Consider the following 16,564-nt stretch of genomic DNA (forward strand, 5'->3'; position numbering starts at 1 on the left):
GAACCGTCTTCATCGATTGAGTACGCTAAGTCACCAGACACTGGCGCATCATCAACCGCTGTAACACTCACATCGATGTTGGCAGAGACCGTATCGGTGCCATCTGACACATCGAAGCCGAAGTTTACGTCACCATTGAAGTTTTCATTCGGTGCGAAGGTGTATGTGCCATTACCGTTGTCGGTAAGAATACCGTCGCCACCGTCGTAGGTCACACTTTCAACCGTTAGGTTGTCACCTTCAATGTCTGTCGCACCAGAAAGGAGGTCAGCGTCGGTGAATACAAGAGTTCCGTCTTCCTCGATTTCAAACGTTTTATCTTCAGGAACAGGCGCGTCATTAATCGGGCGTACCGTTAAATCAATTGCGCTGCTAATCGTTTCTTGGCCGTCACTGATGTCGAAAGTAAGGTCAAGTTCACCATTAAAATCAGCTGAAGGAACAACGGTGAAAGTACCATCACCATTGTCTTGAACTGTTGCATCATCACCAACTTGAACGTTAGAAGCAACAAGCTCGTCCCCATCTACATCACTTGCGTATTCGAGTAATTGTTCTTGAGTGAATGTTATGGAGCCATCTTCATCCATGATGTAAGCCAGATCTTGTTCAGCTTCTGGCGCATCATTTTCACTTTCCACTTTGATTTTAAACGTTTCGCTTACCGTTTCAGAATCAAAGTCATCCTCTACTTCGCTAATGGTCTCTTCGTCAGAAGCTTGAACATCAACTGCAAACGTCTCTTCTACTGTTTGTGAATCTAGCTCATCACCAACTTGTTGGTCACCCGACTCTGAAGATGTCGCACTCGGCGCTGCTGAAGTACGCGCAGCTTGGCCTTGTTCTTCATTACCTTCAGCGTCTACACCACCTGTCGCAGCCTCTGCGATATCACCACCTACAGCTTGTGCGCCCGCTCCAGCACCGCCACCACTGCCAGCAGCGTTATCCGAGCCAGCTTCAGAAGCGGCTCCACCAACTACATTGGATTGTGCAGCGTCTGAATCTCCATCACTTTCTGGCGTCTCTTCTTGCACAGCCGCACCAGAAGCAGAGGCATCTTCAGCATTACCTGCACCACTCGGATTTTCGTCTAAAGCCTGGTTAACTTCGTCTGCCGCATCCGCATTTTCAGCACCCGTCGCTATTGTCGACGCAATCGTGTTTTGTTGATTTTGTTGATTCTGCTGTTGGGAGGGCGTACCCGCGTCGTTCGTGTCCGTTTGTTCTACCGCGTCATTTAGATCTTCATTTTGGTTGTTTTGGTTATTTTCGCCTGCCATTACAGCCTCCGTTGCTACTAGCTAACTGATCGTATTTATAGAGGCATTAAAGGACATCATTTTGAAAAACCAATTTTTTTATACAACATTTTTCATAATTTCTTTTTAAAGAGAAAGAATCAAAAAAAATTTGAAAACTGCCTTTAAAGATCCTTAGTTATTGTGATTAAAGCAATTAAGGCAGTGGAGCGATGATAGACATGACGAATTTGTTGCGCTCGGTCGACAACAACCACAAAGGGCTGCAATTGCTATTAGGCGACTTTTACAATGACTTTTCTGACGCAGCCCTAAATATAGAAGCGCTTCATAACGGTAATCATTTTGATGAACTCAATAGTTACTCAAAACGATTGAAGACCATCTTAACGTTGCTTTGCGACCAAGACCTTCCGCCAAAAATGGCCAAATTGGAACACTTGAGTAGACACGAGTTTCCTGCGCCGGAAGATCTAATAGAGGATGTAAAAACTGAATTGCACAACGTCAATCGACAAATCAACCACTTGTTGGATATTAAGGAAGTAATAGATGGCAAGTAACCGAGGTCAGTCATGAGCAATAACCAAATAGAACATCACCTCAGAAAAGCACTCGTTTCCAATAACGAGGCTTCTAAGGTCACAGCTGATGACACTATTGTGCTTGCTAGTGCCATGACCAGCGTTCACAAAACGTTGCTCATTATATTCTTGCTCGCTTTGGTCGCTATTGCGGTGGCGTCACAAGCACGTATCGATATTGTTGTTTCTGTACGTGGCGAACTGCTATTGGAATCGGATGTTGAGAAAGTTCAGCATTTAGAAGGCGGGATATTAGAAGAATTGTTAGTCAGAAAAGGGGAAGTCGTTTATGAGGGCCAACCTATCGCTCGAATACGCTCACTTGACCGTAACACTCAACTTGATACCGTCAATACTGAAATTATTCAGATAGAGCTCGATAAGATTCGTTATGAAAGCTTACGCGACATGATAGAGCCTAACTTCGACGCTTTCATTGAGAAATACCCTGAGCAAGTTCAGGTCAACATGAATACCTGGAGACAAGAATTCTCTAAAAACCGTTCAAATGAAGAACTCATTACACACGATATTAAGCACAAGAACTCGTTGATCAGTTCAATGTTAAAGCGTCGCAAAAGTTCAGAGAATCAACTCTCTCTGATACGTAAGCAGCTCAACATCAAAAACACCCTCTATAAAGAAGAGATGGCGTCTTATGTCGACGTTCTTAACATGAAAGTACAAGAGTCGAATATGGTGCGTGAGATTGAGAACCTTGACGAATCTGTGATGAATGAGCGTTTCCAACTCGACAAACTGGAAAAGCAACACCGTGACTTGGTTGAGAATCGAAACTCTGAGTACCAAGCACAAATCATTCAAGCGAACAAAGACCTCAAGCTAAAGCGAATCTTACAACCGCAGCATTCCGACAAGGTTGATCGCCTAGTCGTCTACTCGCCAGTCGATGGTGTGGTCGATAAACTTCACTTCAATTTCCGTTCTGCTGTGATTCCGCCAGGAGAAAGTATCGCCGATATTGCCCCAATAAATAATTCGTTACACGGTGAAGCGAAGATCCCACGTAAAGACATGGGATTTGTCGAAATTGGTCAGGCAGTGAAAGTAAAAATGGATACCTATAACTTTGCAAAATACGGGTTTGTTGAGGGAACCATCGCCTCAATCAGCCGTTCATCATACGAAGAAGAAGACGCTGAATTCTATTTAGCTGAGATTGAAATTGACCGAAACTTTCTTGAACGAGGAGGCACTCAATACAAGTTATCACCTTACATGGAGTTTACCGCTGATGTGAAAACAGGCTCGCGTCGCGTGATCGAATACGCTGCGAAACCGGTGATGTCAGCCATCGAGGATGCTTTCGATGAGAGATAATCAATGAGCGGTAAACCTTCGTACAATATTTCCATACCCGCCCTACGTCTAAGCATACTATTTAGCGTGGTATTGGCTGCGCTCGCTTTCTATTTATACTTTTCTTGGTCAAAGATAGATTCAGTCGCACAAGTGCAAAGCGCCCCACTGCTCATACAAGCCCAGAAGCTTAATCAGACCATAGAACAAGATATTCAAACTCTGCAACAGTGTTTAAGTACCAACACTTGCGGCACTAACGAATTCAACCTGGTTAACTTGAAGCTTGAAATTAATGAATTTCGCTCTTTAGCCTCGTTGAACAAAACCGAGTTCAGCTTGGTTGGGGCAACTGAATACACACAACTGGAATTGGCGATTAATCGTTTCTCCGATAGCGCAAAAACACGTAACGACGTATTAGGCTTGTACCTTTCATTGACCAATAACTATCTGCAGATGGACGACAACTATCGCACCATGTTTAACAACCATGCAAATGACTTAATGTCAGAAAAAAACGAGTTCTTTATCTGGTTGTTTATGGTGGTCGTGATATTGGCTGTGATTACGATTCTATCCAACTCAGTTGCTATGTTGAAGCTAAAGAAATCCAGTTCTAACGAACGCGAAATCGACTATGAATTCGATGCCCTGTATCAAGAGCTGAAGCAGCTAGATTTACAACGTCTTGAAGAGCTTCTTAATGAAGTTAGCATCAACCCCAAGCAGCGTCAGATTTACTCTCATCTCAAACTTATTTTCAGTAAATTAGAAGACCAAAAGCGCAATAACGATCTCTACAAACAGTTGTATGCGCTGATCGGTTATGAGATTCGCGGAATTACAAACACCATCAACGGTGGTGTCCAATATCTGGTTCAAGAAACCGATGAAAACGGCGTGTTGATGGCGAACGATATTACCTCTGCGTGTAGCACACTATCTGAGTTAGCAGAAAACTATAATCGCTTGATATCACAGGGTACGGAAAGCAAGTCGAAAGAGTTCTCTTTACTGAGCGTGTTATCTGAATTAATGATTCATATCAGTGCCAAAGTACAACGTAATGAAAGCCAACTTGACTGTTTTATCTCTGACAACTTACCGAATCGTGTTGCAGGCCAATCCACCAGCTTATTCTGGATACTGTTCCTTCAACTTTCTAACGCTATTCAACTCAAATCAAATAAGAAACTGTTTGTAACGATTGAATCGGGTGCGGCTTCAGACATGGAAAATACCCGTGTCACCATCAACCTCAACTTCTTATCAACACTGGATGTTTCTGTTGCCAAGCTCAACAAACTCCATTGGAGCGCACACAAAGACCATACAGCCAGCACAGATGACTTAGCGAAAAGCGTTCTGAAGGATTACGGATATTACGAGAGCCACTGGTTCCAGTCAGGGGCTCAGGAACGTTTTCAGATCGAGCTTGATCTTAAGGCTAAGAACTTCCACACAGAGAAAACTCGCTTTGATGGCAAGCGTTTACTCTTGTGTGCTAATACTCAAGTTCGCATCGATGTGATGAAGAAAATGCTCAGTAACTTGGGGCTTGATATCACCGAGATTCGCACTGCAAATGAGCTTTTCTCAGCGGCGAAAACGTTCGGTGATTACGATGCGATAATGTTGACCGATACCTTTGAACCCAACAAGCTGCCGTCGTTGAGCAAGACGGTGAAATCTCAGCTTAAGAACCACCCAAATACCAAGTTACTGTTGTCAGTGACCAACACTCAGCAAGCACAAGAGTGTCATAGCTTCGTCGACAAAATCATCAACGCTCCTGCTATCCCTTACGAGTTCATTCCAAACCTACTCACCATTATGGAAGCGGAAGCATCGGAAGAACAGATGGAAAACAGCTCATTCCTTATCGTAGAGGATGACCGAGTTCAACAAATTTTACTGAAACGAATCTTGACCAAACAAGAATATGAACCAGACATGGTTGGCGATGGCGCCGATGCCGTGAAGCACTTTATGAACAAGCGTTCTGACATCATCTTCATGGATTGCATCATGCCGGGTATGGGTGGCATCGAAGCCACAAAACGCATTCGCCAATTCGAACAAGAAAACGAGAAAAACCCTTGTACCATCATAGGTGCAACCGCATTGACCAGCAGTAACGAACACCAGGCTTGTATTGAGGCCGGAATGGATTACGTAATCAGCAAACCTTATAAAAGCGACCAAATCATCAAGGTGATCAACAAGTATGTGGCGGTACAAAAACTTAACTAGCAGCATCATAGCTGCGCTTACATTAAGCACGACACCTTCAGCATCGGCGACTACCCTGCTTGAGGCGGTAGAACTCGGTCTGCAGAACAGCCTTTCTCTTCGGGCGAGTGATAAAGGGGTCGAAGAGAACGAGTACAACATTGGTATCAGCCGCTCAAAATTTCTTCCTTCCCTCAATGGTGCTGCCGATACCACATGGAATGAAAATGAAACCTTGCTATCAAGTGTGCCTGATGAAACTTCAAGCTATAACTCGAACAGCTACAGCCTTTCCCTTTCTCAATCGATCTTCAATCTGGGCGATATTTTCAAATATGGGACGGCAAAGCTCGACTTCAACATTGAAGAGATTAAACACGAGAACAAAATCCAAAGCACTATTTCAGAAATCGGCTCTCAATACTTTGAGTATTTGAAAAACAACGCACAAATTAAAGCGACCAAGGTAGAGCTTAAGTCGTCTGAGACGCGTGAACATCAGATGCGACGCAATGTGGAACTCGGCAATACAGCCGCCAGTGAGCTTTACGAAGTGATTGCTCAGAAAGAAGGTGTGTCGAATCGATTGAGAACCTTGCAGAAAGACCGTCGCGTCATTCTCAACGGGCTATCGATTCAGATTCAATACCCTATCACTCCGTCTCAAGATATCTACGAAAGTGTGCCTTTAAAAGAGATAAACGAAACCGAACAACGATCAATCATGGATCAAGCGTTAAAGCTCAACAACGACTTGTTAGTGGCTAAGAAAAACGTCGAGAGAAGCCGCAGAAGCTTAAAAGAGAGCGGTTCGAACTTCTTACCGACCGTATCGCTTTCAGCCAGCTATCGACACGATGACGCCAATAACTTCGACAAAACCGACATTACAGCGACAGGCGAAAGTAACTCAACCAGTGTTGGGTTAAACCTAGCAGTTCCTATCTTGTCTGGTGGCTCTGATTACTACGGCTATCAAAAATCATCGACGGCCATCGAACGTACTGAGCTGCTTTACCAAGATTCGCTTTACACCACACGTAACAGTGTGAATACCTCCGTGCTCAACATTAACGATTTCTCGCAGTCTATAAGCAGTTACGAAAACATCATTCGCGCCAACTACGCGTCTTATAAAGGGATCCAAAGAGCCTACCAATTGGGCACGCGTACTATCACCGACTTGCTGGCGGCGGAAAGTAAACTATTCAGCGCCTTAAGAGACTACGAAAGCGCACGATACGACTACATCATCGAGACCATCAAGCTTGAGCAAATTAAGGGAATACTCTCAATTCAATCTATCGAAAGCGTGATGCAATTAATGAGCGATATTGAGGGACGAGACAATCAAGATTTGGTGCCTAAACATCTTCTCTCAACGGAGTCGTTGAGGAAAGGAGGTCGCAATGCAAACTGAGCAGTTTTCGCAAAAGATCAACATGGCAGATAAGTGTTATCTGACTTTCTCAACGATAATATCGACCCTGTTTGGTTTGGTACTGCCCTTCTCCATTCTGATCATTTTTGACCGAGTGTTACCCAACCAAGCACAAGATACTCTGTTCTTATTGTTCGCGATTATCTTGATTTCTATCTTCCTCGACTATCACTTAAAAAATCAGGAAGAGAAGATTTCCTCTGTCATCATGAGGCAGTTTGAGACCAACTTAACCAATAAGGTATTTCAATCCATCTGTTTGGCGGAAATATCTAAATTCCGTCGTTTGGAACCAGGCGAATACCTAGAACGAATCTCAACCATTCCTGAACTTAAGACCTTCTTTGGTGGAGAATCGGTTCGAGCGCTTATCAACCTTGCTGTTAGCGTGATTACTATACTTATCATCGGTCTCATCAACATATGGGCAGGTATCACCCTTCTAATTGCCTCGGCTGTCTTAGCGATTTTCGCTTGGAGTCTTTCCAAACAGAAAATTGGTAGCTTGCAGAATAAGTCAGACATCGAAGGGTTAACTACCTCCAAAATCATTGAGATCATCTCTAGCCCGCTTGATATTAAAGCGCGAAACATGGAGTACCGCGTTGAAAGCCTGATGACACAAATGGTCGAAGAGCGTGAAGTGGAGAACATCAAATATGAGCAAATCGAGTCGAACTTTGGCTTGATTTTGGCGCTCATCCAACAGCTATCCATTGCTTGCGTTGTTGTGGTCTTGGCGACTGCCGTAATCAATATGGAATCGAGTCAAGGCATCATGGCCGCGATCATCATGCTAACCAACCGTTACTTTGCGCCATATCAACAGGTAATGAGAACCGCGAGCCGCTGGGAGTTAAACAAACTCCATATTCAGCGTATCGTTGACCTCCTTGAATTGGCCGCCTCTGTTGAACACCAACATGAAACAACAGAAGTAGAACGTATCTCGGTTAAGTATTCTGAAAAGCAGCGTATCGAGTTCGAACTCGGACAAGCCTATTTGCTGACAGGGAAAAGTGGTTCAGGTAAGACCCACCTCGCTAACTGTATTACGCGTCAGAACAGTGATAGCAAACTAGATATCATGATTAACGACACGCCTTTGGATGACGTCAATTACAACGTTTGGCGTAACAGTGTTCTGATGGTTGATAAGACCAGTTCGTTCGTAGAAGGGACGATTATCGATAACCTCACCTGTTTCCGCCCAAGCTTGAATAACACGGCGTTTGCACTGTGTGAAACCATGAACATCAAAGCTCAAATTGATGGGCTTCCTGCCGGTTTTTATACAGAACTCAAAGGCCATATGCGTAACCCATTCTCACGCCAAGTTGGCTACGCCCTATTATTAGTTCGCGCCCTGCTCGCCAGTAAGCGCGTATTGATATTTGATGACATCGACTGTGTGTTTGATGAGGAATTTGCACGAATGGTTCTCACCAGTACGGCTTATCGAGCCAACGACAAAATCTTGATCATCGCCAGTAATAAAATGGACAAGCTTAACCATCGCCTCAAACGCGTAAAACTTACCGGAGGTGACCAATGAGTATCTTAGTCGACTTCAATAATGTACCGCAACGTGTCTTGGATTTTGAATCCAGCGGATACGACGAACGTTACAGTCAATCGCCACTTATCCGCGGTTTGGCCTACACCTTGATAGCACTCGAATGGGAAGGCACACCCGCGATACTCAGCGATGCTTTTATTCCGAAACACAAAGACAGCGACAGCTTTACAGCAACCATAGAGCGTCTTGGGTATCGCTGTGATGTGACCAAATTAAAGACACTCGAGAATATAGATAAACACCCTCAGCCATGCTTTATTGAAATAGAGAATCTAAGTGCGATTTTCTTAGGCACCAAAGATGGAAAGTTGCTGCTGTTTGATTACACGAACAACAACACCATTGAATACCCAATGTGCAAAAAGCCCTGTTTGCTGATTGCGATTAGCGAATATTCTCGTCTGTTCCGCGAGCCACCTCCGGAATCGCAAGACAGAAGCAATTGGATTAAATACGCTTTCTATCGTTATAACAATGAACTTAAAAGCCTGATCATTCTCAGCTTCGTCATCAGTATTCTCGGTGCATTGCAGCCATTCTTTATTATGAGTGTATATAACTTCGCACTGACTTCGAGCTCCGAAGCCACACTCTATTGGCTAACCTTATTCGCCATTATTGTCGGCTTCTCTGAATACTTCTTTAAGAAAATGCGGGTCAACATCATTGCCACTTCCGGTAAAGACCTCGCCGTGCACATCTCGCAAGCCGTTATATCTAAGTTGCTTTGGCTACCCTATGCGATGACATCTACTGCTGGGGTCTCTTCTCAGCTAGCACGTTTGAAAGATATCGATACCTTCCGACGCTTGGTGACTGCCGAATCGACGCTCAGCTATTTTGATATGCCGTTTGTGATCGTATTTATCATCGCCATTGCTCTGATGTCTGGTACAGCGGCATTAGTGGTGATGGGTGGTTTAATCCTGATGTTAGTGTTCTGTATTTACTCTCGCTATATCTACTCGCAAGCCACATCCAAAAGTTCGCGCGCCAATGCGATGGTCTCGTATCAATGGAACGAAATCCTTCGTGGTATCAAAACAATCCAAGGCCTGCCTTTACTTCGTGTCGTTCAATCTCGATTCAGTGCATCGCATATGCAAAGCACCAGCGATGCAGAGAACGTTGCCGTGACTAACAGTAAGATTCAGGCCGCTGGTGGCAGTTTGATTCAAGTGATTGGTACAGCAAGTATCGTGACCGCGGTAATCGGCGTGATGGAAGGTACTTCTGATGCGGGTGCCATGCTCGCAACCGTTATTTTGGTTTGGAAAGCGTTAGGCCCAATCATGGGTATCTATAACTCAATTTCCAAGTTCCAATCGATCAAGGCTTCATCAGCACAGATAAACAACCTGATGTCGATGAATGACGACAAATTGACCTTAGAAAAAAGCCCACCTATTCGCCTGTTCCAAGGAAGCATTGTGGGCAGCGGTGTCAGTCACCGATATGCAGGAGCGGCGACCGGCTTAACCAACCTTGGTTTCAAAGTGCCACCCAGTGCCAAAGTGGTCATTTGTGGCCCTACGGGCTGCGGTAAAACCACCTTAATTTCAATCATTGCTGGGTTAGAAGACCGCTATCAAGGCGCTGTATCTGTCGATGGTTACAACATTAAACAGTTCAATAGCTACCGTTATCGCACGTCGATTAACTACATCCCTTTCAATTTGCATATTTTTGAAGGCTCACTTGAGACCAACTTCATTTTACACAACGGACTGATTCCAACAGACAAGATGCAAGAGATGATCAGCTTCTTCGAATTAGATGAATGGCTTCCGGAAGGCTTGGCTACTCAGTTAAGCGTGGATAAATGCAAAAGTCTTCCGAATGGAATTCAACAAAAACTGCGTCTGGCACTTGGCCTAGGTAACTGTGAGCAATCTCTGATTATCATTGATGAACCGTTCAACGGTGCAGAGCAAGAAAACGCTCAATACTTTAATCGCCTGTTCTCCGATAAATTGTTGAATAAGACCGTGATTTTTTCGACTAACGACCCTGGTTTGATCGCAACATCAAACATGAGTTTAGTGTTAGAGCCGGATGGAAATTTGAAATATTTTGGCTTAACAGACAAATACTTAAACAGCTTAAGCTAAAACCTCAACGCTTAATCACAATTCGCTATTTAGGGAAATGGATATAATTGACAAATTCATAAGCGAGAGGGATGATTCGCCCCAATACCACAGGTAACAAGGAAGAATATGTACACATTCGTTGCAGACAAGCTTGATGTAGCTTACTTATCCGCAATTCCTGAAAACCACCAACTTCAGGAGTGCGATGTACCTGAAGAAGAGATGGAGCTTCGAGAGATCGTTGAGGTTTGGTATGAGTCTGCCTTCCTACCCGCTTTCAATCTTCAGAAAATAGACATTGAGAACAAAGCAGAGCTCACCATCGTACAAATGCACGTATTCAGCAATGATACGAGCACACTCGCCTTCCTACTAAAAAACAGAGTGTATCGCGCCGCACTTAACAGAATGCTCGGTATTTGGACATTAGAACCCTCTGCAAAAACCGTATTAGAGCAACTTCTTTTCGAATTAAGCCTCGATAACAATCGTCCTCATTAGTAAGCTTTTTAAGTGATTCATCAATAAGCATAAAATTAAACAAACTGCCAAACGCTATAAATTACTAATAAAAGAACGCATTTCAAAATAAGCTCTGGAATCACAAGAACTTATACCTCTCCCACACTTACGTAAAATTTACCGTTTCAAAGTTTCCATATCGGCATTTTTATTCTACTGTTTTTATATAACGACAGTTGGATGGATCCTTATATGGCGATTACGGTTTGGAATAACCTTTCAGTCAAACATAAACTCTTTGGCTTAGTTCTACTTCCCATTTCATTATTACTCTTCCTAGCAGGTAGACAGGCTTATATATTAACGACTCAGTTAACCGATTTTGAACGAACCAATCAGTTATCTGTCTATCTTCAAGATATTTCTATTTTGTATAGAAGTACCTTAGCCTCTAGCCCTGAAGAGTTTGCTACTCAAAGCAACCAAGTAAAGGCAGAACTTAAAAACCTGTCTCCCATCATTTTTTTAGACGCATCTGGTGAAATGAATCAACTTGTTGCCGATTTCAGCGAAGCGACCTTATCGACGATGCAAGTGACTGACACTTACGATAAATTGGATGCCCTCGAATGGCAGAGCGATTTATACAAGCAACTGTTACTTGAAGTAGAGAAAGTCCCTTTTGAAAACACTAAACGTGAAATTCAACAGCACCTCACTGCCCTTCAACAACTTGAGTGGTTGATGTTTTGGTCGAACGAAGAGTTCAAGCTTGGTAGTTCACTGATTGAGATCTTCCAAATCAGCCAAGAGTACGACCCAGAACTCGCCGAACAGATCAAAACCTTGAGTGAAAGACAGCAATTGTTCTTAGAGCGCTTTGTTTCATTGAACGCCAACGAACATCAAGTTTCTTTGATGGTTGAAGTGTTTCGAAATGATGTGTTTGCTCAAAGCCAAGAGATAAGAAGCGCGCTACTCGACCTAAATACAATCAGCCAACTGACGCCACAAGAAGTGTCTGTCGGCTTAGAAGCGATGAGCGCACGGCTCAACTTATTACAAAGCCTTGGCGGCGTAATCAAGCAAGAGTTTCAACAAGAAGTTGAGCAAGCCATCTATGACGCGCAAATACAACGAACCCTGTTTATTTCAATCGTCGCTTTGCTGGCAGCGATTGTTATGGGTTTAACTCTTAGCTTGGCGAGACAAGTCACTAACAACCTTAATTTGGTGTTAGCTTTCTTAAAAAGCGAAAATGATGACACGCGCCCTTCTTTAGATAAATTAATCCAAGGTAAAGATGAACTCAGTCTGTTTGCTCAGCAAGTTGAACGATTGACCATCGAACGAGAGCTCGCGAAAGAGAGATTGACGGTAGCAAAAGAAGACGCAGAGAGAGCCAAAGAGGATGCCGAACACGCGAAAGACAACGCAATACAAGCCAGCAAAGCAAAAAGTAGCTTCTTGGCCAACATGTCTCATGAAATTCGCACCCCGCTCAATGGTGTTATTGGTATTTCGGAAATCCTCGCAGATACGCCGCTTACACCGACACAACGTGACTATGTTGATACGATCGAAACTTCATCCCAACTGCTCCTTAGCTTAATCAACGATATCTTAGACTTCTCTAAAATTGAGTCTGGCATGCTATTAATCAGCCCGCATTCTGCATCGATTAGAGAGTCGATATACGACATCGCCTCTATTGTGGCACCAAAAGCGAAAGAACAAAGAATATCGATTAACGTTGATATCAGCCCAGATACACCAGCACGCGTGATGATAGACGATCACCGTTTAAGACAGATCTTGATGAACTTTATGTCGAATGCGGTGAAGTTTACGGCTGAAGGTGGCGTCACATTATCAATTCAAACGCTCAACAAAGCAGATAACAATGCCACTATTCGATTTGCTGTACGAGACACGGGTATTGGTATCGATTCACTGCAACAAAAACAGATATTTGAACCGTTCGCTCAAGAAGACGATTCAACCACACGTCAATTTGGTGGTACTGGTCTTGGTCTAGCCATCAGTACACAGTTGGTAGAGCTGATGGGTGGTCAAATTCAACTCGACTCCGTCAAAGGTGAAGGAAGCTGTTTCTACTTCGACTTGGTATTGCCTGTTGACTTGATACTGCCAAAACCAAGTACAGCAACGGCTGATATTTATGTGCTGGGTAACGAAAACATGCTCTCCGAGCGAATCGAGTCCGACCTTAACCTTTATGGTTTGAAGGTTACCGATAAAACGAATGATATAACGGCAATTACAGAGCAGCTCTCCACTCAAAAACACACTAAACCTATTACTGTTGTTTTCGCCGAAGATGACGCATTCCTAGCTAATACCCACGCAGATAACTTAGAAAAGCTGCACCAAAACGGCATCACTATCTGTTTGATACGCTCCTTCTTAAGTGAGCCAGCGGATCTTGGTGACAGCGTTACTGCACAAGTCGCACAGCCCCTACTCGGCTTGCGTTTAATTAAAGCTATTGAGCTTTGTGATACACGAGGTTTGGCGGAACTATCAGAAGCAAGCCAGACATCAGTCGAGATCCAACACAAAATCCTCATCGTTGAAGACAACAAGATCAACCAAAAAATTGCTGGTCTTCATGTCGGTAAAAGTGGTTTTGAATTCGAGTTCGCTAATAATGGTCAAGAAGCTGTGGACATGTTCACCGCTAATCCTCATTACGCGGTGATACTCATGGACTGCATGATGCCGGTTATGGATGGCTTTGATGCAACAAGCAACATCCGAAGAATTGAAAAAGAAACAGAAGCGACGCGACGCATCCCTATCATTGCATTGACCGCCAGTGTCATCGATGACGATATTCAGAGGTGTTTCGACGTTGGTATGGATGACTATGTACCAAAACCATTCAAGTTCGAAATGCTTAAAGAGAAAGTACTCACCGCGGTAGAAGCTATGCCACTACCAGCTTCCTATAAAGCTCAACCTAAGAAACAACCTGCAACTGTCACTCCAATTATCAACGGGGCTGCGACCAAACGTACTTTGCCTGAAGAAGCGGAACAAAACGCAATTCCGAGCAAATCAGAGAGAATCTTGCTAGTCGAAGACAACCGCGTCAATCAAAAAGTAGCTTCTATCATGCTGAAGAAGGCCGGATATGCCTTTGAAATTGCAGACAACGGACAAATTGCCGTTGATATGTACCAGAACGACAGTAGCTTCGACATTATTTTGATGGATTGCATGATGCCTGTTATGGACGGTTTCACGGCAACTAAGGAGATTCGAGAACACGAGAAAAACCAAGGCTTAAGCAAAACTCCTATTATCGCGTTAACCGCTAGTGTTATCGATGATGATATTCAAAAGTGCTTTGATTCCGGAATGGATGGATACGTAGCGAAGCCCGTAAGAAAAGAAAAGCTATTCCATCAAATAGAAAGTGCGACTTGTTAGGAGATACCTCATGGATTGGATTAGAACAATAAAAACACTTCCCCGCAGAGTCATGTTGCCAGTCGCGGTAGGGCTATTAGGAAGCTTGCTTTTTCTAAGCCCTGCTCACGCCGCTGAAGATTATGCCATATTTTCTTTAGACTCCGGATTTGAAGAGATATCAATAAACAAAGCGCGAAAGCTCTATAGAGGGAAAACTAAGCACCTCAATGGCAAACGTGTTGAACTGTCTGATTGGCCTGAGAACAGTGCCGAAAGAGAGGACTTTTATCAGCTTTTGCTTGGAAAAAATGCCGCTCAAATGAATGCACACTGGGCTGGTTTATCTTTTTCAGGAAAAGCGCGTTATCCAAGAGAAATCAAAACGGCGTCAACCGACAGCTTAGTCGACTGGCTTGATGACAAACCAAACCGTATTGGTTACTCCCCACTCTCTTCGGTTCCTCAAAATGCCAACGTTCTCTACGTTATAAGTTCGGAGAAATAATATGAAAAGAATAATTACGTCAGTGTTATGTGCCTCAATGGCCTCTCCGGCTTTTGCGAATATCGAACTTACCGATAATTTATCCTTGAGTGGCTTTGGCTCAACGTCTTGGGCAACATCGGATAACGATAATCCATTAATCATCAACCGCGGTTTTACTGATGAGAGCTGTTACGACTGTGATACCACATTTGGTGTTCAACTCGATTACTTCTACAACTCATTCAAAGCTTCCGTGCAAGTTGTCAAGCCACCCCAATATGATTGGAGTGAGCCGCAGCTAGAGTGGGCTTACTTAGGTTATGAATTTAATGACTTTGATGTCAGCATTGGTCGATTACGACTGCCACTGTTCCTTGCCTCTGAGTACTACTATGTAGGCCAAGCCTATATGACCGCGAGGCCACCTACAGAGGTGTATAACAGCGTTCTCGGAATCACAGCTTTCAATGGCATAAAAGTGAGCTGGACTCACGATGTCAGTGACGAAGCTACTCTTTTACTTACTCCGTTTATCGGCATAAAAGATAAAAATGACGTAGATTTCAACTCGACTACAAAACTGGAATTTGAAACCAACCGAATGTTCGGTGCCAATCTTCAATTGAGCGGTGAAAACTATCGTTGGAACTTGTCATTCCTCGACTCCAATTTTGATCAAACCGTTTCTGGCACGATTACAATCCCTGGGACTTCGATAACAGCTCCATTCAGTAGCAAACAAGACAACCAACACATTCAACTTTGGTCGTTAGGTGTTGAGTATGAATTAGGTCAAGCGGTGCTTGCAAGTGAAGGACAGATCAGTAACATCTCGTCCTCGATGTACGCTAGTTTGGGCTACAGACTAGATTTATTCACTCCATACGTCGTTTACGGAGCAGAGTTTGATTCTCACGAACACCTAACAGGAAACAGCTACCTAATTGGTGTGGATTACGATGTGTTACCTAACGTCTCCATCAATGGCGAAGTGCAATATTTTGAGGCTCGTAAAGCAAACGGTGCCTTTGTTGAGAATTTCAACGCACTTACTGGTTTTGATGACAAAGATGCCGTCCTTTATACGATCATGTTGAGTTTCGTCTTCTAACCCAAATCCTTTTCCAATTACGCCAGACGAAACTGGCGAAGAGTTTATGGTAAGTGCAACGAATCCATATGTAAGCAGCACTGGGTATTCGGTACTCAAGCAAGGAGGTAATGCAGTCGATGCAATGGTGGCGATGCAGATGACAATGTCGGTGGTTGAACCGGATATGACTGGGATTGGCGGCGGTACTTTTGCGCTGTTTTACCAAAAAGACAAAGACCAAGATTGATCGCACCAAACCTTATGACCCAACGGGTTTGCTCGTCGAAAAGAAAACCTACGCCGAAATGTTAGTACCAGAGTTCATGCAGCTCGGTTATCCGGTGCATGTCATTCCAGTCGTCAGTGGCTTGAATGCCATTGAAGTCAAAGATGGCAAGATCTATGGCGCGACCGACAGACGCCGTGCATCAAGCTCTATGGGTGAATAATAAAACGAAATGGGCAAGTAACAGGCTTGCCCTTATTTTGTCTTTAGTTGCTTGAACCTCGTCTAAGCAGTTCATGGATGCGAAAAAGCCAGTCGAACGTGTTGAAGTGACCCCGTAAAGT

General features: G+C 43.8%; 12 protein-coding genes and 1 pseudogene. 12 read left to right on the top strand and 1 reads right to left on the bottom strand.

Annotated elements, in window-relative coordinates; translation table 11 throughout:
* Positions 1-1,283, bottom strand: a 1,283-nt coding sequence (locus AB4307_RS20700) for a cadherin-like domain-containing protein (protein WP_372133312.1), incomplete at its 3' end; no start/stop codon positions are given.
* A 191-nt stretch (positions 1,284-1,474) separates the two neighbouring features.
* Between AB4307_RS20700 and AB4307_RS20705 the strand changes: the two genes are divergently transcribed.
* The 12 genes and pseudogenes from AB4307_RS20705 to AB4307_RS20760 all read left to right on the top strand — a co-directional run.
* On the top strand, positions 1,475-1,825 hold the full coding sequence (locus tag AB4307_RS20705; protein WP_017060458.1) for a hypothetical protein: 351 nt from the start codon (positions 1,475-1,477) through the stop codon (positions 1,823-1,825).
* Between the two features lie 12 nt (positions 1,826-1,837).
* Positions 1,838-3,187, top strand: a complete 1,350-nt coding sequence (locus AB4307_RS20710; RefSeq protein WP_017060459.1) for an HlyD family type I secretion periplasmic adaptor subunit — start codon at positions 1,838-1,840, stop codon at positions 3,185-3,187.
* 3 nt (positions 3,188-3,190) lie between these two features.
* Complete coding sequence (locus tag AB4307_RS20715; protein ID WP_372133315.1) at positions 3,191-5,422, top strand: ATP-binding response regulator; 2,232 nt, start codon at positions 3,191-3,193, stop codon at positions 5,420-5,422.
* Positions 5,397-6,821, top strand: coding sequence for a TolC family protein (locus tag AB4307_RS20720; RefSeq protein WP_017064679.1), 1,425 nt, complete (start codon positions 5,397-5,399; stop codon positions 6,819-6,821). The genes AB4307_RS20715 and AB4307_RS20720 overlap by 26 nt, the downstream gene beginning before the upstream one ends.
* Positions 6,811-8,397, top strand: a complete 1,587-nt coding sequence (locus tag AB4307_RS20725) for an ABC transporter transmembrane domain-containing protein (RefSeq protein ID WP_372133318.1) — start codon at positions 6,811-6,813, stop codon at positions 8,395-8,397. The genes AB4307_RS20720 and AB4307_RS20725 overlap by 11 nt, the downstream gene beginning before the upstream one ends.
* A complete protein-coding gene (locus tag AB4307_RS20730) occupies positions 8,394-10,532 on the top strand; it encodes an ATP-binding cassette domain-containing protein (protein ID WP_136975020.1) in 2,139 nt (712 codons plus the stop codon). Before AB4307_RS20725 ends, AB4307_RS20730 begins: the two co-directional genes overlap by 4 nt.
* A gap of 108 nt (positions 10,533-10,640) precedes the next feature.
* Positions 10,641-11,015, top strand: coding sequence for a hypothetical protein (locus tag AB4307_RS20735; protein ID WP_017060464.1), 375 nt, complete (start codon positions 10,641-10,643; stop codon positions 11,013-11,015).
* Between the two features lie 213 nt (positions 11,016-11,228).
* A complete protein-coding gene (locus AB4307_RS20740) occupies positions 11,229-14,432 on the top strand; it encodes a response regulator (RefSeq protein WP_372133322.1) in 3,204 nt (1,067 codons plus the stop codon).
* Between the two features lie 10 nt (positions 14,433-14,442).
* Positions 14,443-14,919, top strand: coding sequence for a hypothetical protein (locus tag AB4307_RS20745; protein WP_017060466.1), 477 nt, complete (start codon positions 14,443-14,445; stop codon positions 14,917-14,919).
* A gap of 1 nt (position 14,920) precedes the next feature.
* Positions 14,921-16,012: a sulfate ABC transporter permease gene (locus tag AB4307_RS20750; RefSeq protein ID WP_372133325.1), complete on the top strand. Its 1,092-nt coding sequence runs from the start codon at positions 14,921-14,923 to the stop codon at positions 16,010-16,012.
* A gap of 133 nt (positions 16,013-16,145) precedes the next feature.
* Positions 16,146-16,241: a hypothetical protein gene (locus AB4307_RS20755; RefSeq protein ID WP_502634571.1), complete on the top strand. Its 96-nt coding sequence runs from the start codon at positions 16,146-16,148 to the stop codon at positions 16,239-16,241.
* A pseudogene (locus tag AB4307_RS20760) lies at positions 16,231-16,443 on the top strand (gamma-glutamyltransferase); the annotation flags it as partial. The gene AB4307_RS20755 and the pseudogene AB4307_RS20760, both read left to right, overlap by 11 nt.
* Between the last annotated feature and the right edge of the window lie 121 nt (positions 16,444-16,564).

It is taken from the genome of Vibrio sp. 10N.261.52.C2, from assembly GCF_041471425.1.
GTDB lineage: Bacteria > Pseudomonadota > Gammaproteobacteria > Enterobacterales > Vibrionaceae > Vibrio > Vibrio crassostreae_C.